The organism is Glycomyces endophyticus (genome assembly GCF_039531525.1).
In the GTDB taxonomy this organism is placed as follows: domain Bacteria; phylum Actinomycetota; class Actinomycetes; order Mycobacteriales; family Micromonosporaceae; genus Glycomyces; species Glycomyces endophyticus.
Window position 1 is genome coordinate 205,441 of the sequence record NZ_BAAAQF010000002.1, and the last position, 13,870, is coordinate 219,310.

The following is a 13,870-nucleotide window of genomic DNA, read 5'->3' on the forward strand; positions in this document are numbered from 1 at the left end:
CCTTGGAGGCCAGCATGAACGCCGTCCCGACCGCCCTCGTCGTCGTCGCCCACCACCGCGCCGACTCGCTCACCGCCCACGTCGGCGACGTCGCCGCCGCGCGCCTCAAGGAGGCCGGGTACGAGGTCGACCTCCTCGACCTGCGCGCCGAGGGCTTCGACCCGCGCATGACCGAGGCCGACCAGCCCGACTGGGGCGACCGCGACAAGGCGTACTCCCCGGAGGTGCGGGCGCACATGGCGCGCCTCCTCGCCGCCGACGTGATCGTGCCGGTCTTCCCCGTCTACTGGAACGGCGTCCCGGCCCTGCTCAAGGGCTGGATCGACCGGGTGTGGAACTACGGCACCGCCTACGGCCGCAGCAGGCCCCGCCTCGCCGGGAAGCGGATGCTGTGGCTCGGCCTGGCCGGCGCGGGCGACGGCGACGAGTTCGCGGCGTGGATGCACGAGACCCTCGACCGGGTGCTGCGCGAGGGCGTCTCGTTCTACTGCGGGATCACCGACGCCGCCGTCGCGGTCCTCCACGACGCCGAGGGCGAGTCCCAGACCGTCGACGCCGCGGGGAACTTCGACCAGGGCGCGCCCCTCCTCGGCGCCGCCCGCACCGCCCACTACGAGGCCCTCGACCGCCGCGCCGAGACCCGCCTGGAGGCGTTCCTCGGCCTGGGACCGGCGCAAACGCTTTGACGCGGGGCCGCCCGGCCGACCACAATCGCGGGATGGGATTCGTGGACCTGTCAGGCGTGGGGTACGTGCTCGGGGACGGGAGGACCCTGTTCTCGGACGTGTCGTTCCGCGTCGGCGAGGGCGCGAAGGTCGCCCTCATCGGCGCGAACGGGACGGGGAAGACGACGCTGCTGCGGATCGTCACCGGGGACCTGAAGCCGGAGGGCGGCACCGTGTCGCACGCCGGCGGGCTCGGCGTCATGCGCCAGCTCGTGGGCATGCGCGAAGGCGAGCGGCCCCTGCGCGACCTCGCGGTCGAGCTCGGGCCGCCGCGCCTGCACGCGGTCTGGGAGCGGCGGCGCAGGGCCGAGCAGCGCATGGCGGCGGGCGACGGCGGCACCGAGCGCGACCAGCTCGCGTACGCGCAGGCGCTCGCCGACTGGGGCGAGGCCGGCGGGTACGAGTTCGAGGTCGTGTGCGACACCGTCGCGGTCGCGGTCCTCGGCCTGCCGTGGACGGCGGTCGAGCAGCGGCCGCTGCGCACCCTCTCGGGCGGGGAGCAGAAGCGGTTCGCGCTGCACCTGCTGCTGCGGGGCCGCGACGAGGTGCTGGTGCTCGACGAACCGGACAACTTCCTCGACGTCCCCGCGAAACGCGAACTGGAGCAGGCGATCCGCGAGTCGGAGAAGTCGATCCTGTTCGTCTCGCACGACCGGGAGGTCCTCGCGAACGCGGCCGACCGGATCGTCACGCTCGAGGCGGGCACGGCCTGGACGCACGGGGGCGGGTTCGGGACCTGGCACGAGGCGCGGGCGGCCCGGCACGAGCGGTTCGAGGAGCTGCGGCGCCGCTGGGACGAGGAGCACCACAAGCTGCGCGAGCTCATGCTCATGTACAAGAACAAGGCGGCCTTCAACTCCGACATGGCCTCCCGGTACCGGGCCGCGCAGACGCGGCTGCGGAAGTTCGAGGAGGCCGGGCCGCCGCCCGAGCCGCCGCGCGACCAGGACATCCGGGTGCAGCTCGCGGGCGGGCGCACCGGGAAGCGCGCGGTCGTGTGCGAGCAGCTGGAGCTGGAGGACCTGACGTTCCCGTTCGACCTGGAGGTCTGGTACGGCGACCGGGTCGCGGTGCTGGGCGCCAACGGCACCGGCAAGTCGCACTTCCTGCGCCTGCTCGCCCGAGGCGGCACCGACCCGGATCCGGGGGTGCGGCCGGGCGTGGTCGTGGCGCTGGACCCGGTGCGGCACAGCGGAACGGCGCGACTCGGCGCCCGCGTCCACCCCGGGCACTTCTCGCAGACGCACGAGCACCCGGAGTTCGCCGGGCGCACGCTCCGCGAGATCCTCTGGGAGGGCGACCGGGACCGGCCCTCGCTGGAGCGGTCGAAGGCGATGAGCGCCCTGTCGCGCTACGAGCTGAACCACCAGTCCGAACAGGACTTCGGGACGCTCTCGGGCGGGCAGCAGGCGCGGTTCATGGTGCTGCTGCTGGAGCTGTCGGGCGCGACGTGCCTGCTGCTGGACGAGCCGACGGACAACCTCGACCTCGCCAGCGCCGAGGCCCTCGAAGAGGGCCTGAAGTCGTTCGATGGCACCGTGATCGCCGTGACGCACGACCGCTGGTTCACGCGCGGCTTCGACCGGTTCGTGGTGTTCCAGAACGACGGCGAGGTCGTCGAGTCGGACGTGCCCGTCTGGGACGTGCGCTGAAACGGGCGCGGCCGGGACCGCACTGGTGGCGGGCGGTCCCGGCCGCGCGTCTCGGAGACCGTCCTTAGAGGTCGGTCAGGGTGATGGCGCCGGAGGGGCACAGCTCGGCGGCCGCCAGGGCCTCCGGGTCGCCGTCGGGCGCGTCGGCGTCGAGGAGCACGACGCGGCCGTCGGCCTCGTCCTGGTCGAACCGGCCGGGCGCGGTGAGCGCGCACATGCCGGCGCTCGTGCAGACCTCCCGGTCGGCCGCGATCCTCATGGGCGCCTTACCACTCGACGGGCAGGGTGTGGACCCCGTACACGGCCATGTCGCTGCGCATGGGGATCTGTTCGGAGGGGACGGCGAGGCGCAGGCCGGGGAAGGCCGCGAACAGCTTCGCGAAGCCGATGCGCATCTCCACGCGTGCGAGCTGCTGGCCCACGCACTGGTGCAGGCCGTGTCCGAACGCCATGTGGCCCTGGGCGTCGCGTTCGACGTCGAGGTCGCCGGGCCGCTCGTACTTGCCGGGGTCGCGGTTGGCGGCCTGGAGGGCGACGGTGACGTGCTCGCCGGCGCGGAACCGGCGGCCGTCGATCTCGGCGTCCTCCTTGACGATCCGCATGACGCCGTTGTGGGCGACGGTGAGGTACCGCAGGAGCTCCTCGACCGCGGCGGGCCACAGGACGGGCGCGCCGGTGAGCCGGGCGAGCTGGTCGGGGTGCTCGAGGAGCGCCATCGTGCCGAGCGCGAGCATGTTCGCGGTGGTCTCGTGGCCGGCGACGAGGAGGATGAGCCCCATGCCGGCGGCCTCGACGTCGTGGACCTCGTCGTCGGCGGCGAGGGCGCTGAGCATGTCCTCGCCGGGTTCGGCGCGCTTGGCGGGGACGAGCTGCATGAGGTACCCGAACAGCTCGGCCATGGACTTGTTGCGGTCCTCGACGGAGCGGGCCAGGTCGAGCATGTCGGCGGAGTTGCGCTGGAACGCGTCGCGGTCCTCGTACGGGACGCCGAGCATCTCGCAGATGACGAGCGCGGGCACGGGGAGCGCGAACTCGCGCACCAGGTCCGCGCCGGGCCCGGCCTCGCGCAGGGCCTCGACGCGGGCGTCGACGATGTCGGCGATGCGCGGCTCCAGCTCCCGCATCCGCTTGACGGTGAACACGCCGGTGACCTTGCGGCGCAGCCGGGTGTGCTCGGGCGGGTCGTAGAACAGGAAGAACCCGGGCGGCACCTGCTCCGAGATGGACACGAAGACGTGCGGGAGCTCGGTGGGCGAGTGGACGAACCGCTCGCCGGTCACGAAGCGCGGGTCGGCGAGGACCCTTCGCCCCTCGGCGTGGCCGGTGACGAGCCACCCCTCGACACCGTCGGGGTAGTACCTGATGCGCCGCACCGGCTGGTCCTGGAGCTCCAGGAGCGCCGAGGGCGGGTCGTACCGGGTCTCTCTGTCGTAGGGCATGCCATAGGGCGGTTCTTCGGATCGGGACATGCGGCGGCTCCTGTGCGCGAACGTGATTCGGCCAGTTCGGTCCCCACCACAAGGGAGCCTAGGTCCGATCCCGACCAGGCGCAACGCTCAGTAGTCGCGGTGTCCTAGATCCGACACGGGCGCTAGAGCAGTTCGAGGAGCTCCTCCACGTACTGCGCGACGCCGTCGTCGTTGTTGCCCGCGGGCGCGATCTCGCTGGCCGCGGCCTGGACCCACGGGTGGCCGTTGGGCATCGCCACGGAGTGCCCGGCGGCCTTGATCATGGAGAGGTCGTTGGTGGCGTCGCCGAAGACGAGCACGTCGGACCAGTCGATACCGAACTTGTCGAGGACGACCTGGATCCCGGCGGCCTTGGTGACGCCGACCGGGCACACCTCGAGCATCCCCACGCCGGACTCGGTGACGGTGACCAGGCCGGGGTCGACCACGTCCTGCGCGGCCACCAGCAGCTCCGGGCCGGTGAAGCTGTCGGACACGAAGTAGCCCTTGACCATCGGGCCGGTGAACGCCACGTCCCGCGGCGCGGTCTCCAGGCGGACCGCGGTCCACGGCCAGTCGGGCATCGCGTCGCCGGTGAGGGCCCGGTCGGGGTCGGCGGGCTCGGCGATCGCGCGCAGCGGCCCCACCTCGGCCTCGATGAGCCGCAGGGCCTCGTGGAGGATCGAGCCGTCCACGGACCGGTCGGCGAGCTCGACGACGGTGTCGTCGTAGCGGCACTCGTACACGAACGCGCCCTGCGCCATGACGAGGAAGTCCGCGGAGGGCACGTCGTTGCGGCACAGGTCCAGCAGGCGCGGCCCGCGGCCGGTGGCGCCGACGAGGATGACCCCGGAGGCGGCCAGGCGCTTGAGCGCGGCCATGGTCCGGGGGGAGACGGACTCGTCCGAGCGGACGACGGTCCCGTCGAGGTCGGTGGCGACGAGTCTCGGGAGCCGGGCCAGTTGGATCATGCGTCCTCCTCGGTAACCGCGACCGCCGCCGCGCATCTCGTTCGTCGAACTCCCGCCGGGCTCAGGGGAACCAGCGGGACAGCACCTTCGCGACGCCGTCCTCCCAGACCGACGGCGCGACCTCGTCGGCGGCCGCGCGCACGTCCGGGTCGGCCTGCCCCATGGCGACGGCGTGACCGGCCCACGCGAACATGGTCAGGTCGTTGTGGGCGTCGCCGAAGACCACGGTGTCGGCCGATGATACGCCGTAGCGCTCGGCGATGCGGGCGATGCCGGTGGCCTTGCTGACCCCGGGCGGTCCGATGTCGACCCAGCCGTTGTAGCCGACTTCGACGTGGTACGAGAGCGGGTCGAGCCCGGCGCCCTGCGCGAGCCGCATCGCGTGCGGGCAGCGCGAGGCGCCGCCGTACCTGTTGTCGGAGGCGACGCGGGCGACGATCCGGGCCGCGGGGCGGTCCAGGATGTCGTCGAGGTCGATGACCCCGGCCCACTTCGCGTGGAAGTCGCGCTTGAAGCCCTTGGTGTGCCACCAGCCGTCGAGGCCGTGCGCGACGGCGAACTCGACCGCCGGGTCGGAGGCGAGGAACGCCTCGACCGCCGCCTTCACGTCGACGACCGCCTCGTGCGAGACCTCGCCGAGCCCCAGGTCGTACTCGGCCGCGCCGTGGTTCGCGGACGCGAACCCCTCGTCCAGGCCGAGGTCGGCGGCCGTGCGGACGGTGCCCCACAGGGCCCGGCCGGTGACGACGGCGACGGGCACGCCCGCCGCGCGGACCCGCGCGACCGCCTCGATCACGGCCTTGGAAGGCGTGGTGAGCTGCTCGTCGTGGTAGTCGACGACGGTGCCGTCCAGGTCGACGGCGACGAGCTTCGGAGGCTGCTCTCTCAATCGGGGCGGGGCGATGTCTGACACGCCTTCAACGGTAGCCCCACCGGGGTGAACGGCGGGGTGTCGAGCGGCTGAACTCACGTGGCCGGCCTCATGAAAGCTGCAATCGCACCAAACCCACCCATCGCGGGGCGCGGGGGCATACCGTGCGTACATGTCCGACATCACGATCGAACGCGTCTACGACTACCGCCAGGACCCGCACCGCGAAGGCGCGGTGTTCCTGGTCGACCGGCTGTGGCCGCGCGGCGTCGCCAAGGAGGACCTCGACGGCGTCGAGTGGGCCCAGGACGCGGCGCCCTCGCCGAACCTGCGCATCTGGTTCGGCCACACCGCCGACCGCTTCGACGAGTTCACCAGCCGCTACCGCGGCGAACTCGACGGCCACCCCGAGCGCGCCGAACCCCTCCTCGCCGCCGCCCGCCGCGGACCGGTCACGCTCCTCTACGCCGCCAAGGACACCGAGGTCAACCACGCCCTCGTCCTCAAGGCCTGGCTGGAAGCACAGCTCGAGACGTAACCCCGGCCGGGAGTGTCGGACCCCCGTGCCAGGGTGGTGCACCGGAGGCCCGGAACCCGGCCTCCGGCGGCTCGACTCCTGCCTTCGAACCGCAAGCGGGCCGCCGACCACGAGTCGGCGNACACTCGCTACTTCCGGGGCTCCAGGAGCTCCTTGCCGAGATACGGCTGCAGCGCCTTCGGCACCCGCACCGTCCCGTCGGGGAGCTGGTGGTTCTCCAGGATCGCCACGATCCAGCGGGTCGTCGCGAGCGTCCCGTTCAGGGTCGCGGCGACCGCGTTGCGGCCCTGCTCGTCCCGGTACTTCACGTTCAGGCGGCGGGCCTGGAACGTCGTGCAGTTCGAGGTCGAGGTCAGCTCCCGGTACCGGCCCTGCGTGGGCACCCACGCCTCGCAGTCGAACTTCCGCGACGCCGAGGTCCCGAGGTCGCCCGCGGCGACGTCGATGACCCGGTACGGCAGCTCCATCTTCTGCAGCATCTGCTCCTCATAGGACAGGAGCTTCTCGTGCTCGGCGGCCGCGTCCTCCGGCCGGCAGTAGGAGAACATCTCGACCTTGTCGAACTGGTGCACCCGGATGATCCCCCGGGTGTCCTTCCCGTACGAGCCCGCCTCGCGGCGGAAGCACGACGACCAGCCGGCGTACCGGCGCGGCCGCGTCAGCTCGCCCAGGTTCTCGCCCGAGTGGTACGCGGCGAGGGGCACCTCGGAGGTCCCGACCAGGTACTGCTCGTCACGCTCCAGGTAGTAGATCTCGTCGGCGTGCTCGCCGAGGAACCCCGTGCCCTCCATGGCGTCGGGGCGCACCAGCACCGGCGGGATCATCGGCATGAAGCCCGTCTCCACCGCCTGCTGCATCGCCAGGTTCAGCATCGCCAGCTGGAGCAGCGCGCCGTCGCCGGTCAGGTAGTAGAACCGCGAGCCCGAGACCTTCGCCCCCCGCTCGGTGTCGAGCAGACCCAGCGCGGTGCCGAGCTCCAGGTGGTCCTTCGGGTCCTCGATCTCGGTGCGCTCGCCGACCTCGCGCAGCACGACGTAGTCGTCCTCGCCGCCCGCCGGGGCGCCGTCGGCGACCAGGTTCGGGATGGCCTTCCCGGCCGCGTCGAACGCCGCGGCCGTCGCGGTCACCCGCGACTCGGCCTCCTTGACCTCGGCCGCGAGCGACTTGGTGCGCTCGAGCAGCTCCTGCTTCTCGTCGGCGGCGGCGCCGGCGATCTTCTTCCCCAGGCCCTTCTGCTCCGCGCGGAGGGACTCGAAGGACTGGAGGGCACTGCGGTGGTCGGCGTCGGCGGAGAGGAGGGCGTCGACGGCGTCCGGAGACGCGCCCCTCTTGCGCTGGCTGTCGCGGTAGGCGTCAGGGTGCTCTCGCAGTGCTCGCAGATCAATCACGTCCACAGATTACCGGCCGGGCCCGCGGGCTCCCCAGCGCATATTGTGGGCGTGTGGTGGTGGATATGGACGAGGCGGACTTCGAGGCGGCGGTCGCCGACGCGCTCGACTCGGTGCCGGCCGAGCTGATGGCGATGCTCGACAACGTGGTGATCCTGGTCGACGACGAGCCCGAGGGCCCCGACAAGGAGCTCCTCGGCCTGTACCAGGGCACGGCCCTGACCGACCGGGGCTGGGAGTACGGCGGGGTCCTCCCCGACACGATCACGATCTACCGGGGCCCGACCCTGCGCATGTGCTCGACCCCCGAGGAGGTCGTCGAGGAGGTCGCCGTGACCGTGGTCCACGAGATCGCCCACCACTTCGGCATCGAGGAGGAGCGCCTCCACGAACTCGGCTGGGGCTGAGCCGCCCGGAGGGCGCACCAAACCGCTTTTTCGCCGGGCGCACCGCCCAATCCACGGGCCCCCGGTTCAAGAACCATGCCACACGGGTCCGACGTTTCCGCTGGAAGCGAGGGCTGCTCGCGCTGCCCGGGCGGGCGTTTCGCGGGCACGCCAAGCCGCTGTTTCGCCGGGCGCACCGCCCAATCCGCGGGCCCCCGGTTCAAGAACCGTGCCATACGGGTCCGACAGTTCCCGGATCGGCATTCGCGAGGAATTCACGGAATCGGGTTCGCAAATGCAAGCGTTCATCAACACTGTCATCGCATTCGCAAGGTTATGCTCGACAGGTGACGACGTTTCGCATCGGCGAGGCCGCCGAGCTCCTCGGGGTCTCCTCAGACACCCTCCGCCGCTGGATCGACGCCGGCAGGCTCGCCGCCGACCGCGACGAGCACGGGCACCGGGCGATCACCGGCGCCGACCTTGCCGCGTTCGCGCGCGACCGGGCCGCCGCGCCGGACGGCACCGGGAACTCCTCGGCGCGGAACCGGTTGCGGGGCATCGTCACCGCGATCGTCAAGGACCAGGTCATGGCCCAGGTCGACCTCCAGGTCGGCCCGTTCCGGGTCGTCTCCCTCATGAGCCGCGAAGCCGTCGACGAACTCGGCCTCGAAGTCGGCTCCCTCGCGACCGCGGTCGTCAAGTCCACCAACGTCGTGGTTGAGCAGTAGCACCGCCGAGCAGCAGCACCGCCGAGCAGCAGCACGGCCGGGCAGTAGCACCGCCGGGCAGTAGCACCGCCGAGCGGTAGCGCCGCCGGGCCACGACACCGCCGCCGCCACCGGACGGCATCGCGACGCGATGGCGCCGGACCGAACTCCGGGAGCACCACATGCGCACCAGACCCGCCCTCGCCCTCACCGCCGCCCTCGCGCTCGCCGCGCTCACCGCCTGCGGCAGCGGCGACGACACCGGCGCCGAGACCGAGCCGACCACGCTCACCGTGCTCGCCGCCGCCTCCCTCACCGAGGCGTTCACCGAGATCGGCGAGCGGTTCGAGGCCGAGCACGACGGCGTCGACGTCGAGCTGAGCTTCGCCGCCTCCTCCGACCTCGCCGCGCAGATCACCGAAGGCGCCCCCGCCGACGTCTTCGCCTCCGCCGACCAGAAGAACATGGACAAGGTCGTCGACGCCGGCGCCGCCGTCGACCCGCAGCCGTTCGCGCTCAACCAGCTCGTCATCGCCGTCCCCGCCGGCAACCCCGACGGCGTCACCGGCCTCGCCGACCTCGCAGGCCTCGACTTCGCCGCCTGCGCCGCCGAGGTCCCCTGCGGCGCCGCCGCCCAGACCGCGATCGACGCCTCCGGCACCGCGGTCACCCCCGTCACGTACGAGGCCGACGTCAAGTCCACCCTCCAGAAGCTCACCCTCGGCGAAGTCGACGCCGCCCTCGTCTACCGCACCGACGCCATCGCCGCCCAGGACGAGGTCGACGCCGTCGAGTTCCCCGAGTCCGCCGAAGCGGTGAACACCTACCCGGTCACCGCCCTCGCCGACGCCGCCGCACCCGACCTCGCCGCCGAGTTCACCGCGTACGTCCTCGGCGACGACGCCTGGACCGTCCTCGAAGCCGCCGGATTCCAGCGCCCCTGACGGACCCGAACGCCTAGGATGAGGAACGCCATGCCCGCCAACCGAAACCGCCGCCGCCGCGTCCCGGCCGCGCTCCTGGCGCCCGCGGTCATCGGGCTCGCGTTCCTCATCCTCCCCCTCGCGGGCCTCCTCGCCCGCGCCCCGTGGACCGAGCTGCCCGCCCGCCTCGCCGAGCCGGCCATGCTCGACGCCCTCCGCCTCTCCCTCCTCACCGCGACCCTCGCGACGGCCCTGTCGCTGCTCTTCGGCGTGCCGATCGCGTGGCTGCTCGCCCGCGGCGACTTCCCCGGGCGCAGCGTCCTGCGCGCGCTCGTCACGGTGCCGCTCGTGCTCCCCCCGGTCGTCGGCGGCGTCGCGCTCCTGCTCGTGTTCGGGCGCAGCGGGATCATCGGCTCCTGGCTCCACGAGCGGTTCGACGTCACCATCCCGTTCACCACCACCGCGGTCGTCCTCGCCATGACCTTCGTGTCGATGCCGTTCCTCGTCGTCGCCGTCGAAGGCGCGCTCCGCGGCGCCGACGTGCGGTTCGAAGAGGCCGCCGCGACCCTCGGCGCGGGCCGCTGGACCGTGTTCACGCGCGTGACGCTGCCCATGATCGCCCCCGGCGTCCTCGCCGGCGCGGTGCTCTGCTGGGCGCGCGCCCTCGGCGAGTTCGGCGCCACGATCACGTTCGCGGGCAACTTCCCCGGCCGCACCCAGACCATGCCGCTCGCGGTCTACCTCGCCCTGCAGTCCGACCTGGAGGCCGCGATCGTGCTCAGCCTGATCCTGCTCGCGGTGTCCGTGGTCGTGCTCGCGTCGCTGCGCGAGCGCTGGACGGCGGTCGCATGAGCACCGCAGCGGCGCACGGACTCGACGCGCACCTCGTGGTCGACCGCGGCGGGTTCCGCCTCGACCTGCGCCTCCGGGCGGCCCCCGGCGAGACCGTGGCGCTCCTGGGCCCCAACGGCGCCGGGAAGACCACCGCCCTGCGGGCCCTCGCGGGCCTGGAGGCCCTCACCGAAGGGCACATCGCGCTCGACGGCGTCCTCCTCGACCGGCCGGGCACCGGCGGGAGGTGGACGCCGCCCGAGCACCGGCGCATCGGCGTCGTCTTCCAGGACTACCTGCTGTTCCCGCATCTGAACGCGGCCGACAACATCGCGTTCGGTCCGCGCCGACGCGGACTCGGCCGGGCCGAGGCGCGGGCGCTCGCGGCGGACTGGCTCGACCGGGTCGGCCTGGGCGAGTTCGCGAAGCGCCGCCCCGGGCAGCTCTCGGGCGGGCAGGCGCAGCGCGTCGCCCTGGCGCGGGCGCTCGCCACCGATCCGGCGCTGCTGCTCCTCGACGAGCCGCTCGCGGCCCTCGACGCCCGCACCCGGCTCGATACGCGCGTGGAGCTCCACCGGCACCTCGCGGGGCTCGCGGGCCCGGCGGTGCTGGTGACGCACGACCCGGTGGACGCGCTCATGCTCGCCGACCGCCTCGTCGTCGTCGAGGACGGCCGCGCGGTGCAGGAGGGCGACGGCGAGTCCGTCACGGCCCGGCCGCGCACCGACTACATCGCGCGCCTGGTGGGCCTGAACCTGTACCGGGGCTCGGCGTCGGGCCGCACGGTCCGGCTCGCCTCGGGCGAGGTGCTCGCGACCGCGGAGGCGCTCGAGGGGGACTCGTTCGCGGCGTTCGCGCCGAGTGCGGTGGCGCTGTTCCGGACCGAACCGGACGGCAGCCCGCGGAACACGTGGCGGGCGGTCGTCGCCGGGGTCCACCGGCACGGCGACCACCTGCGGGTCCAGCTCGACGGCCCGCTCCGCGCGGCCGCCGACGTCACCCCCGCGGCCGCGGCCCAGCTCGGACTCGAACCGGGCCAGGAGGTCTGGGCCGCGGTGAAGGCCGCGGAGATCCGCGCCTACCCGGCGTGACCCTGTACTGCGCGCGCGACGGCGAAGGCCGGAGGCGCACAGCGCCTCCGGCCTCGGTTTCCCGGTCGCGGGCTTCGCCTCCCGTTCGCGGGTTCACCATCCGCGGGGAGGGATCCTGTGTAACGCGGCCGCGCCCGCGAGTTCGCGCTTCGCGGCGGGGGCGGCCTCGGCGGCGGCCAGGTCGGCCTTCGCGGCCGCGTCGGTCTCGTCGGCGCGGGCCGCCCGGCGGATGACCGGGAGGCAGGCCAGGACGATCGCGATCGAGACGACCCCGACCGCGAGGAACGCGGTCTGGACGTCCATGACCGTGGAGATCGCGCCGCCGAGCAGGAACCCGATGAGCTGGGCCGCGTTGACCCGGCCGTTGACCGCGGCGTTGGCGCGGCCCCGGAAGGCCTCGGGGACCCGGCGGGCCAGGGCGATGCCGAGCGCGGAGTTCTCGCCGGCGTTGAAGATGCCGCCGATGAGGTTGAGCGGCACCATGAGCAGGACCGAGAAGAGCGGCAGGCCCTGCCCGAAGCACATGAGGCCGACGCCGGCGAGGCACGCCATGAGCATCCAGGCGAGCTGCACGTCGCGGTCGAGGCGGCGGATGACGGCGGCCGCGATCCAGGCGCCGCCGACCATGCCGAGGGTCCAGCAGGCCTTGATGAGGCCGTACATGCTCTCGGTGGCGTCGTAGACCTCGCGGACGAGGAAGACGCTGAGGACGTTCACGGCGCACATCGCGGCGATGACGGCGCCGAGGCCGAAGACCATGGCGGTGAGCAGGCGGTCCCCGCGCAGGCTCCACGCGGCCTTGGCGGTCGCGGCCGCCGCGGTGAGGTCGCGGCGGATGCCGCCGCGGCGGGTGCGGATGTCGAGGCAGCACAGGACCCGCAGGAGCGCGCAGCCGGCGGCGAGCATGAGGGCCGCGCCGGCGGAGTGGGCGCCGATGACGAACCCGGCGATCGCGGGGCCGGCGGCGAGGCCGACGAGGGTGCCGGTCTGGACCATCGCCACCGCGTGCGGGAGGTCCTCGCGGCGGGACATGAGCGGGACCAGCGCGCTGACGACCGGCTGGTTGATCGCGGTGCCGCAGGCGTTCAGGATCACCAGGCCGTAGAGCGCCAGGAGGTCGTCGGTGAACGCCATCGCGACGATCGAGGCCGCCTGCAGGAGCCCGGAGGTCGCCATGAGCGCGCGGCTGTCGAAGCGGTCGGCCATGCGGCCGGTGACCGGGGAGAGGAGGACGAGCGGGAGGGTGGCGCAGATGATGAGCGCGGCGATGGCGAAGGCGCCGTAGCCGTCGGTCTGGAGGCGGAGGGTGAGGGCGAAGTCGGCCGTGAACATGGCCGTGCCGGCGAGGAAGGCGCAGGCGGCGGAGGTGTAGACGTCGGACCAGCGGGTCCCGTCGGCGAAGGATGTGAAAGACATATTTCGAAGATACACTTTCACACCTCGATGCGAAAGAGGTTTTTCAGATTTTTTGAAGTTCTTCTTTCACGCTTCCGGCGGGCCCGCCTCCCGGGCCCGCCCCGCCGCAGGTCAGATCCGGGGGAAGAACCGGAACAGCACGCTGAACACGTGCGTCCCGTCCTCGGGGTCCGCGCCCTCCTCGGACCGCTTCACCCCCAGGTCCACGTACTCCTGCTCCAGTTCCATGAACCGGCGCGTGAACTCCGCGGCCTCCTCCGGCGTCAGCCGCATGTGGCCCTGCTGGGTCATGGCCGTTCGCCGCAGCGCCGGCTCGACGGTCGGCGCCTGCTCGACCCAGCGCATGTAGTTCTGCTCCTGCTGCGCCCGGAACGCCTCGCCCATGGTCCGCTCGATCACCTTGTGGCTCTCCGGAGCGCCCTCCTCGGCCGAGATCGAGAAGCTGTGCAGCAGCATCCGCCACACCCGCTCGCGGGCGTCGCCGCGGTTCGGGGCCTCCTCGATGAACCCGGCCTTCGCAAGCGTCCGCAGGTGGTAGCTCATCGCGCTCGGCGTCATCCCCGCGACCTCGGCGATCTCCGTGGCCGTCGCGCCGTCGAAGCCCGCGGCCCGGCGCTTGGCCAGGTAGTCGAACACGGCCATGCGGGCCGGGTGCGCCAGCGCCTTCATCCGCTCGGGGTCGGTGATCTTGACGTGGTCCATGTCGAGCTTCCGCGGCGGCTCCGGCGGCACGGGCGGGACCGGCAGGTCCGGGAGCTCGACGCCGGGCGGGACCGGGATGGCGGGGACGCCCGGTGCGCCGGGCACGGGCGGGACGGGCGGCTGCGGGAGGCCCGGGACGAGCGGGATCGGCGGAGGCTCCTCGTCCGGATGCGAAGCAGATGTTTCAGACATGCCCCAAGCTAACCACGCCGCGGCGG

At 72.8% G+C, this 13,870-nt stretch carries 15 protein-coding genes; 8 read left to right on the forward strand and 7 right to left on the reverse strand.

The features are described 5' to 3' along the window. Positions 1-14 precede the first annotated feature (14 nt). Together ABD419_RS01710 and ABD419_RS01715 are read left to right on the forward strand one after the other, a co-directional pair. Positions 15-686: an NAD(P)H oxidoreductase gene (locus ABD419_RS01710; RefSeq protein ID WP_344480973.1), complete on the forward strand. Its 672-nt coding sequence runs from the start codon at positions 15-17 to the stop codon at positions 684-686. A gap of 32 nt (positions 687-718) precedes the next feature. Next, complete coding sequence (locus ABD419_RS01715; protein WP_344480975.1) at positions 719-2,377, forward strand: ABC-F family ATP-binding cassette domain-containing protein; 1,659 nt, start codon at positions 719-721, stop codon at positions 2,375-2,377. 64 nt (positions 2,378-2,441) lie between these two features. On the opposite strand, the gene ABD419_RS01720 is transcribed toward ABD419_RS01715, so the two are convergent. The 4 genes from ABD419_RS01720 to ABD419_RS01735 all read right to left on the reverse strand — a co-directional run bounded on the left by ABD419_RS01720 (position 2,442) and on the right by ABD419_RS01735 (position 5,709). After that, positions 2,442-2,636 (reverse strand): ferredoxin, encoded by a 195-nt coding sequence (locus tag ABD419_RS01720; RefSeq protein ID WP_344480977.1) that lies wholly within the window; start codon positions 2,634-2,636, stop codon positions 2,442-2,444. 7 nt (positions 2,637-2,643) lie between these two features. Next, positions 2,644-3,816: a cytochrome P450 gene (locus tag ABD419_RS01725; RefSeq protein ID WP_344480980.1), complete on the reverse strand. Its 1,173-nt coding sequence runs from the start codon at positions 3,814-3,816 to the stop codon at positions 2,644-2,646. 152 nt (positions 3,817-3,968) lie between these two features. Further along, complete coding sequence (locus ABD419_RS01730; protein ID WP_344480982.1) at positions 3,969-4,796, reverse strand: HAD family hydrolase; 828 nt, start codon at positions 4,794-4,796, stop codon at positions 3,969-3,971. A gap of 61 nt (positions 4,797-4,857) precedes the next feature. Then, positions 4,858-5,709 carry an HAD family hydrolase gene (locus ABD419_RS01735; protein WP_344480984.1) on the reverse strand — a complete coding sequence of 284 codons (852 nt, stop codon included), beginning with the start codon at positions 5,707-5,709 and terminating at the stop codon, positions 4,858-4,860. A gap of 130 nt (positions 5,710-5,839) precedes the next feature. Between ABD419_RS01735 and ABD419_RS01740 the strand changes: the two genes are divergently transcribed. Further along, positions 5,840-6,205 (forward strand): DUF488 domain-containing protein, encoded by a 366-nt coding sequence (locus tag ABD419_RS01740; protein ID WP_344480987.1) that lies wholly within the window; start codon positions 5,840-5,842, stop codon positions 6,203-6,205. A 128-nt stretch (positions 6,206-6,333) separates the two neighbouring features. Here ABD419_RS01740 and serS read toward each other — a convergent pair whose 3' ends face one another. Further along, positions 6,334-7,593 carry a serine--tRNA ligase gene (gene serS, locus ABD419_RS01745; RefSeq protein ID WP_344480989.1) on the reverse strand — a complete coding sequence of 420 codons (1,260 nt, stop codon included), beginning with the start codon at positions 7,591-7,593 and terminating at the stop codon, positions 6,334-6,336. A 65-nt stretch (positions 7,594-7,658) separates the two neighbouring features. Here serS and ABD419_RS01750 point away from each other — a divergent pair, with 65 nt between their 5' ends. From ABD419_RS01750 to ABD419_RS01770, 5 genes are all read left to right on the forward strand, one after another. Continuing rightward, on the forward strand, positions 7,659-8,000 hold the full coding sequence (locus ABD419_RS01750) for a metallopeptidase family protein (protein WP_425555876.1): 342 nt from the start codon (positions 7,659-7,661) through the stop codon (positions 7,998-8,000). 326 nt (positions 8,001-8,326) lie between these two features. Next, positions 8,327-8,710, forward strand: a complete 384-nt coding sequence (locus ABD419_RS01755; protein ID WP_344480991.1) for a TOBE domain-containing protein — start codon at positions 8,327-8,329, stop codon at positions 8,708-8,710. Positions 8,711-8,871: 161 nt separating this feature from the next. Then, a complete protein-coding gene (gene modA / locus ABD419_RS01760) occupies positions 8,872-9,633 on the forward strand; it encodes a molybdate ABC transporter substrate-binding protein (protein ID WP_344480994.1) in 762 nt (253 codons plus the stop codon). 30 nt (positions 9,634-9,663) lie between these two features. Then, positions 9,664-10,464, forward strand: a complete 801-nt coding sequence (locus ABD419_RS01765; RefSeq protein WP_344480995.1) for an ABC transporter permease — start codon at positions 9,664-9,666, stop codon at positions 10,462-10,464. Further along, entirely contained in the window at positions 10,461-11,534 is a 1,074-nt protein-coding gene (locus tag ABD419_RS01770) for an ABC transporter ATP-binding protein (protein ID WP_344480998.1), read from the forward strand. The genes ABD419_RS01765 and ABD419_RS01770 overlap by 4 nt, the downstream gene beginning before the upstream one ends. Before the next feature lie 93 nt (positions 11,535-11,627). On the opposite strand, the gene ABD419_RS01775 is transcribed toward ABD419_RS01770, so the two are convergent. Both ABD419_RS01775 and ABD419_RS01780 read right to left on the reverse strand, forming a co-directional pair. Then, a complete protein-coding gene (locus ABD419_RS01775) occupies positions 11,628-12,950 on the reverse strand; it encodes an MFS transporter (protein WP_344481001.1) in 1,323 nt (440 codons plus the stop codon). A gap of 111 nt (positions 12,951-13,061) precedes the next feature. Further along, positions 13,062-13,844, reverse strand: a complete 783-nt coding sequence (locus ABD419_RS01780) for an ArsR/SmtB family transcription factor (protein ID WP_344481004.1) — start codon at positions 13,842-13,844, stop codon at positions 13,062-13,064. Positions 13,845-13,870: the final 26 nt, after the last annotated feature.

Coding starts and splice junctions, on each gene's coding strand:
- ABD419_RS01710 (WP_344480973.1), top strand. CDS start 15: ATGAACGCCGTCCCGACCGCCCTCGTCGTCGTCGCCCACCACCGCGCC.
- ABD419_RS01715 (WP_344480975.1), top strand. CDS start 719: ATGGGATTCGTGGACCTGTCAGGCGTGGGGTACGTGCTCGGGGACGGG.
- ABD419_RS01720 (WP_344480977.1), bottom strand. CDS start 2,636: ATGAGGATCGCGGCCGACCGGGAGGTCTGCACGAGCGCCGGCATGTGC.
- ABD419_RS01725 (WP_344480980.1), bottom strand. CDS start 3,816: ATGCCCTACGACAGAGAGACCCGGTACGACCCGCCCTCGGCGCTCCTG.
- ABD419_RS01730 (WP_344480982.1), bottom strand. CDS start 4,796: ATGATCCAACTGGCCCGGCTCCCGAGACTCGTCGCCACCGACCTCGAC.
- ABD419_RS01740 (WP_344480987.1), top strand. CDS start 5,840: ATGTCCGACATCACGATCGAACGCGTCTACGACTACCGCCAGGACCCG.
- ABD419_RS01750 (WP_425555876.1), top strand. CDS start 7,659: ATGGACGAGGCGGACTTCGAGGCGGCGGTCGCCGACGCGCTCGACTCG.
- modA (WP_344480994.1), top strand. CDS start 8,872: ATGCGCACCAGACCCGCCCTCGCCCTCACCGCCGCCCTCGCGCTCGCC.
- ABD419_RS01765 (WP_344480995.1), top strand. CDS start 9,664: ATGCCCGCCAACCGAAACCGCCGCCGCCGCGTCCCGGCCGCGCTCCTG.
- ABD419_RS01770 (WP_344480998.1), top strand. CDS start 10,461: ATGAGCACCGCAGCGGCGCACGGACTCGACGCGCACCTCGTGGTCGAC.
- ABD419_RS01775 (WP_344481001.1), bottom strand. CDS start 12,950: ATGTCTTTCACATCCTTCGCCGACGGGACCCGCTGGTCCGACGTCTAC.
- ABD419_RS01780 (WP_344481004.1), bottom strand. CDS start 13,844: ATGTCTGAAACATCTGCTTCGCATCCGGACGAGGAGCCTCCGCCGATC.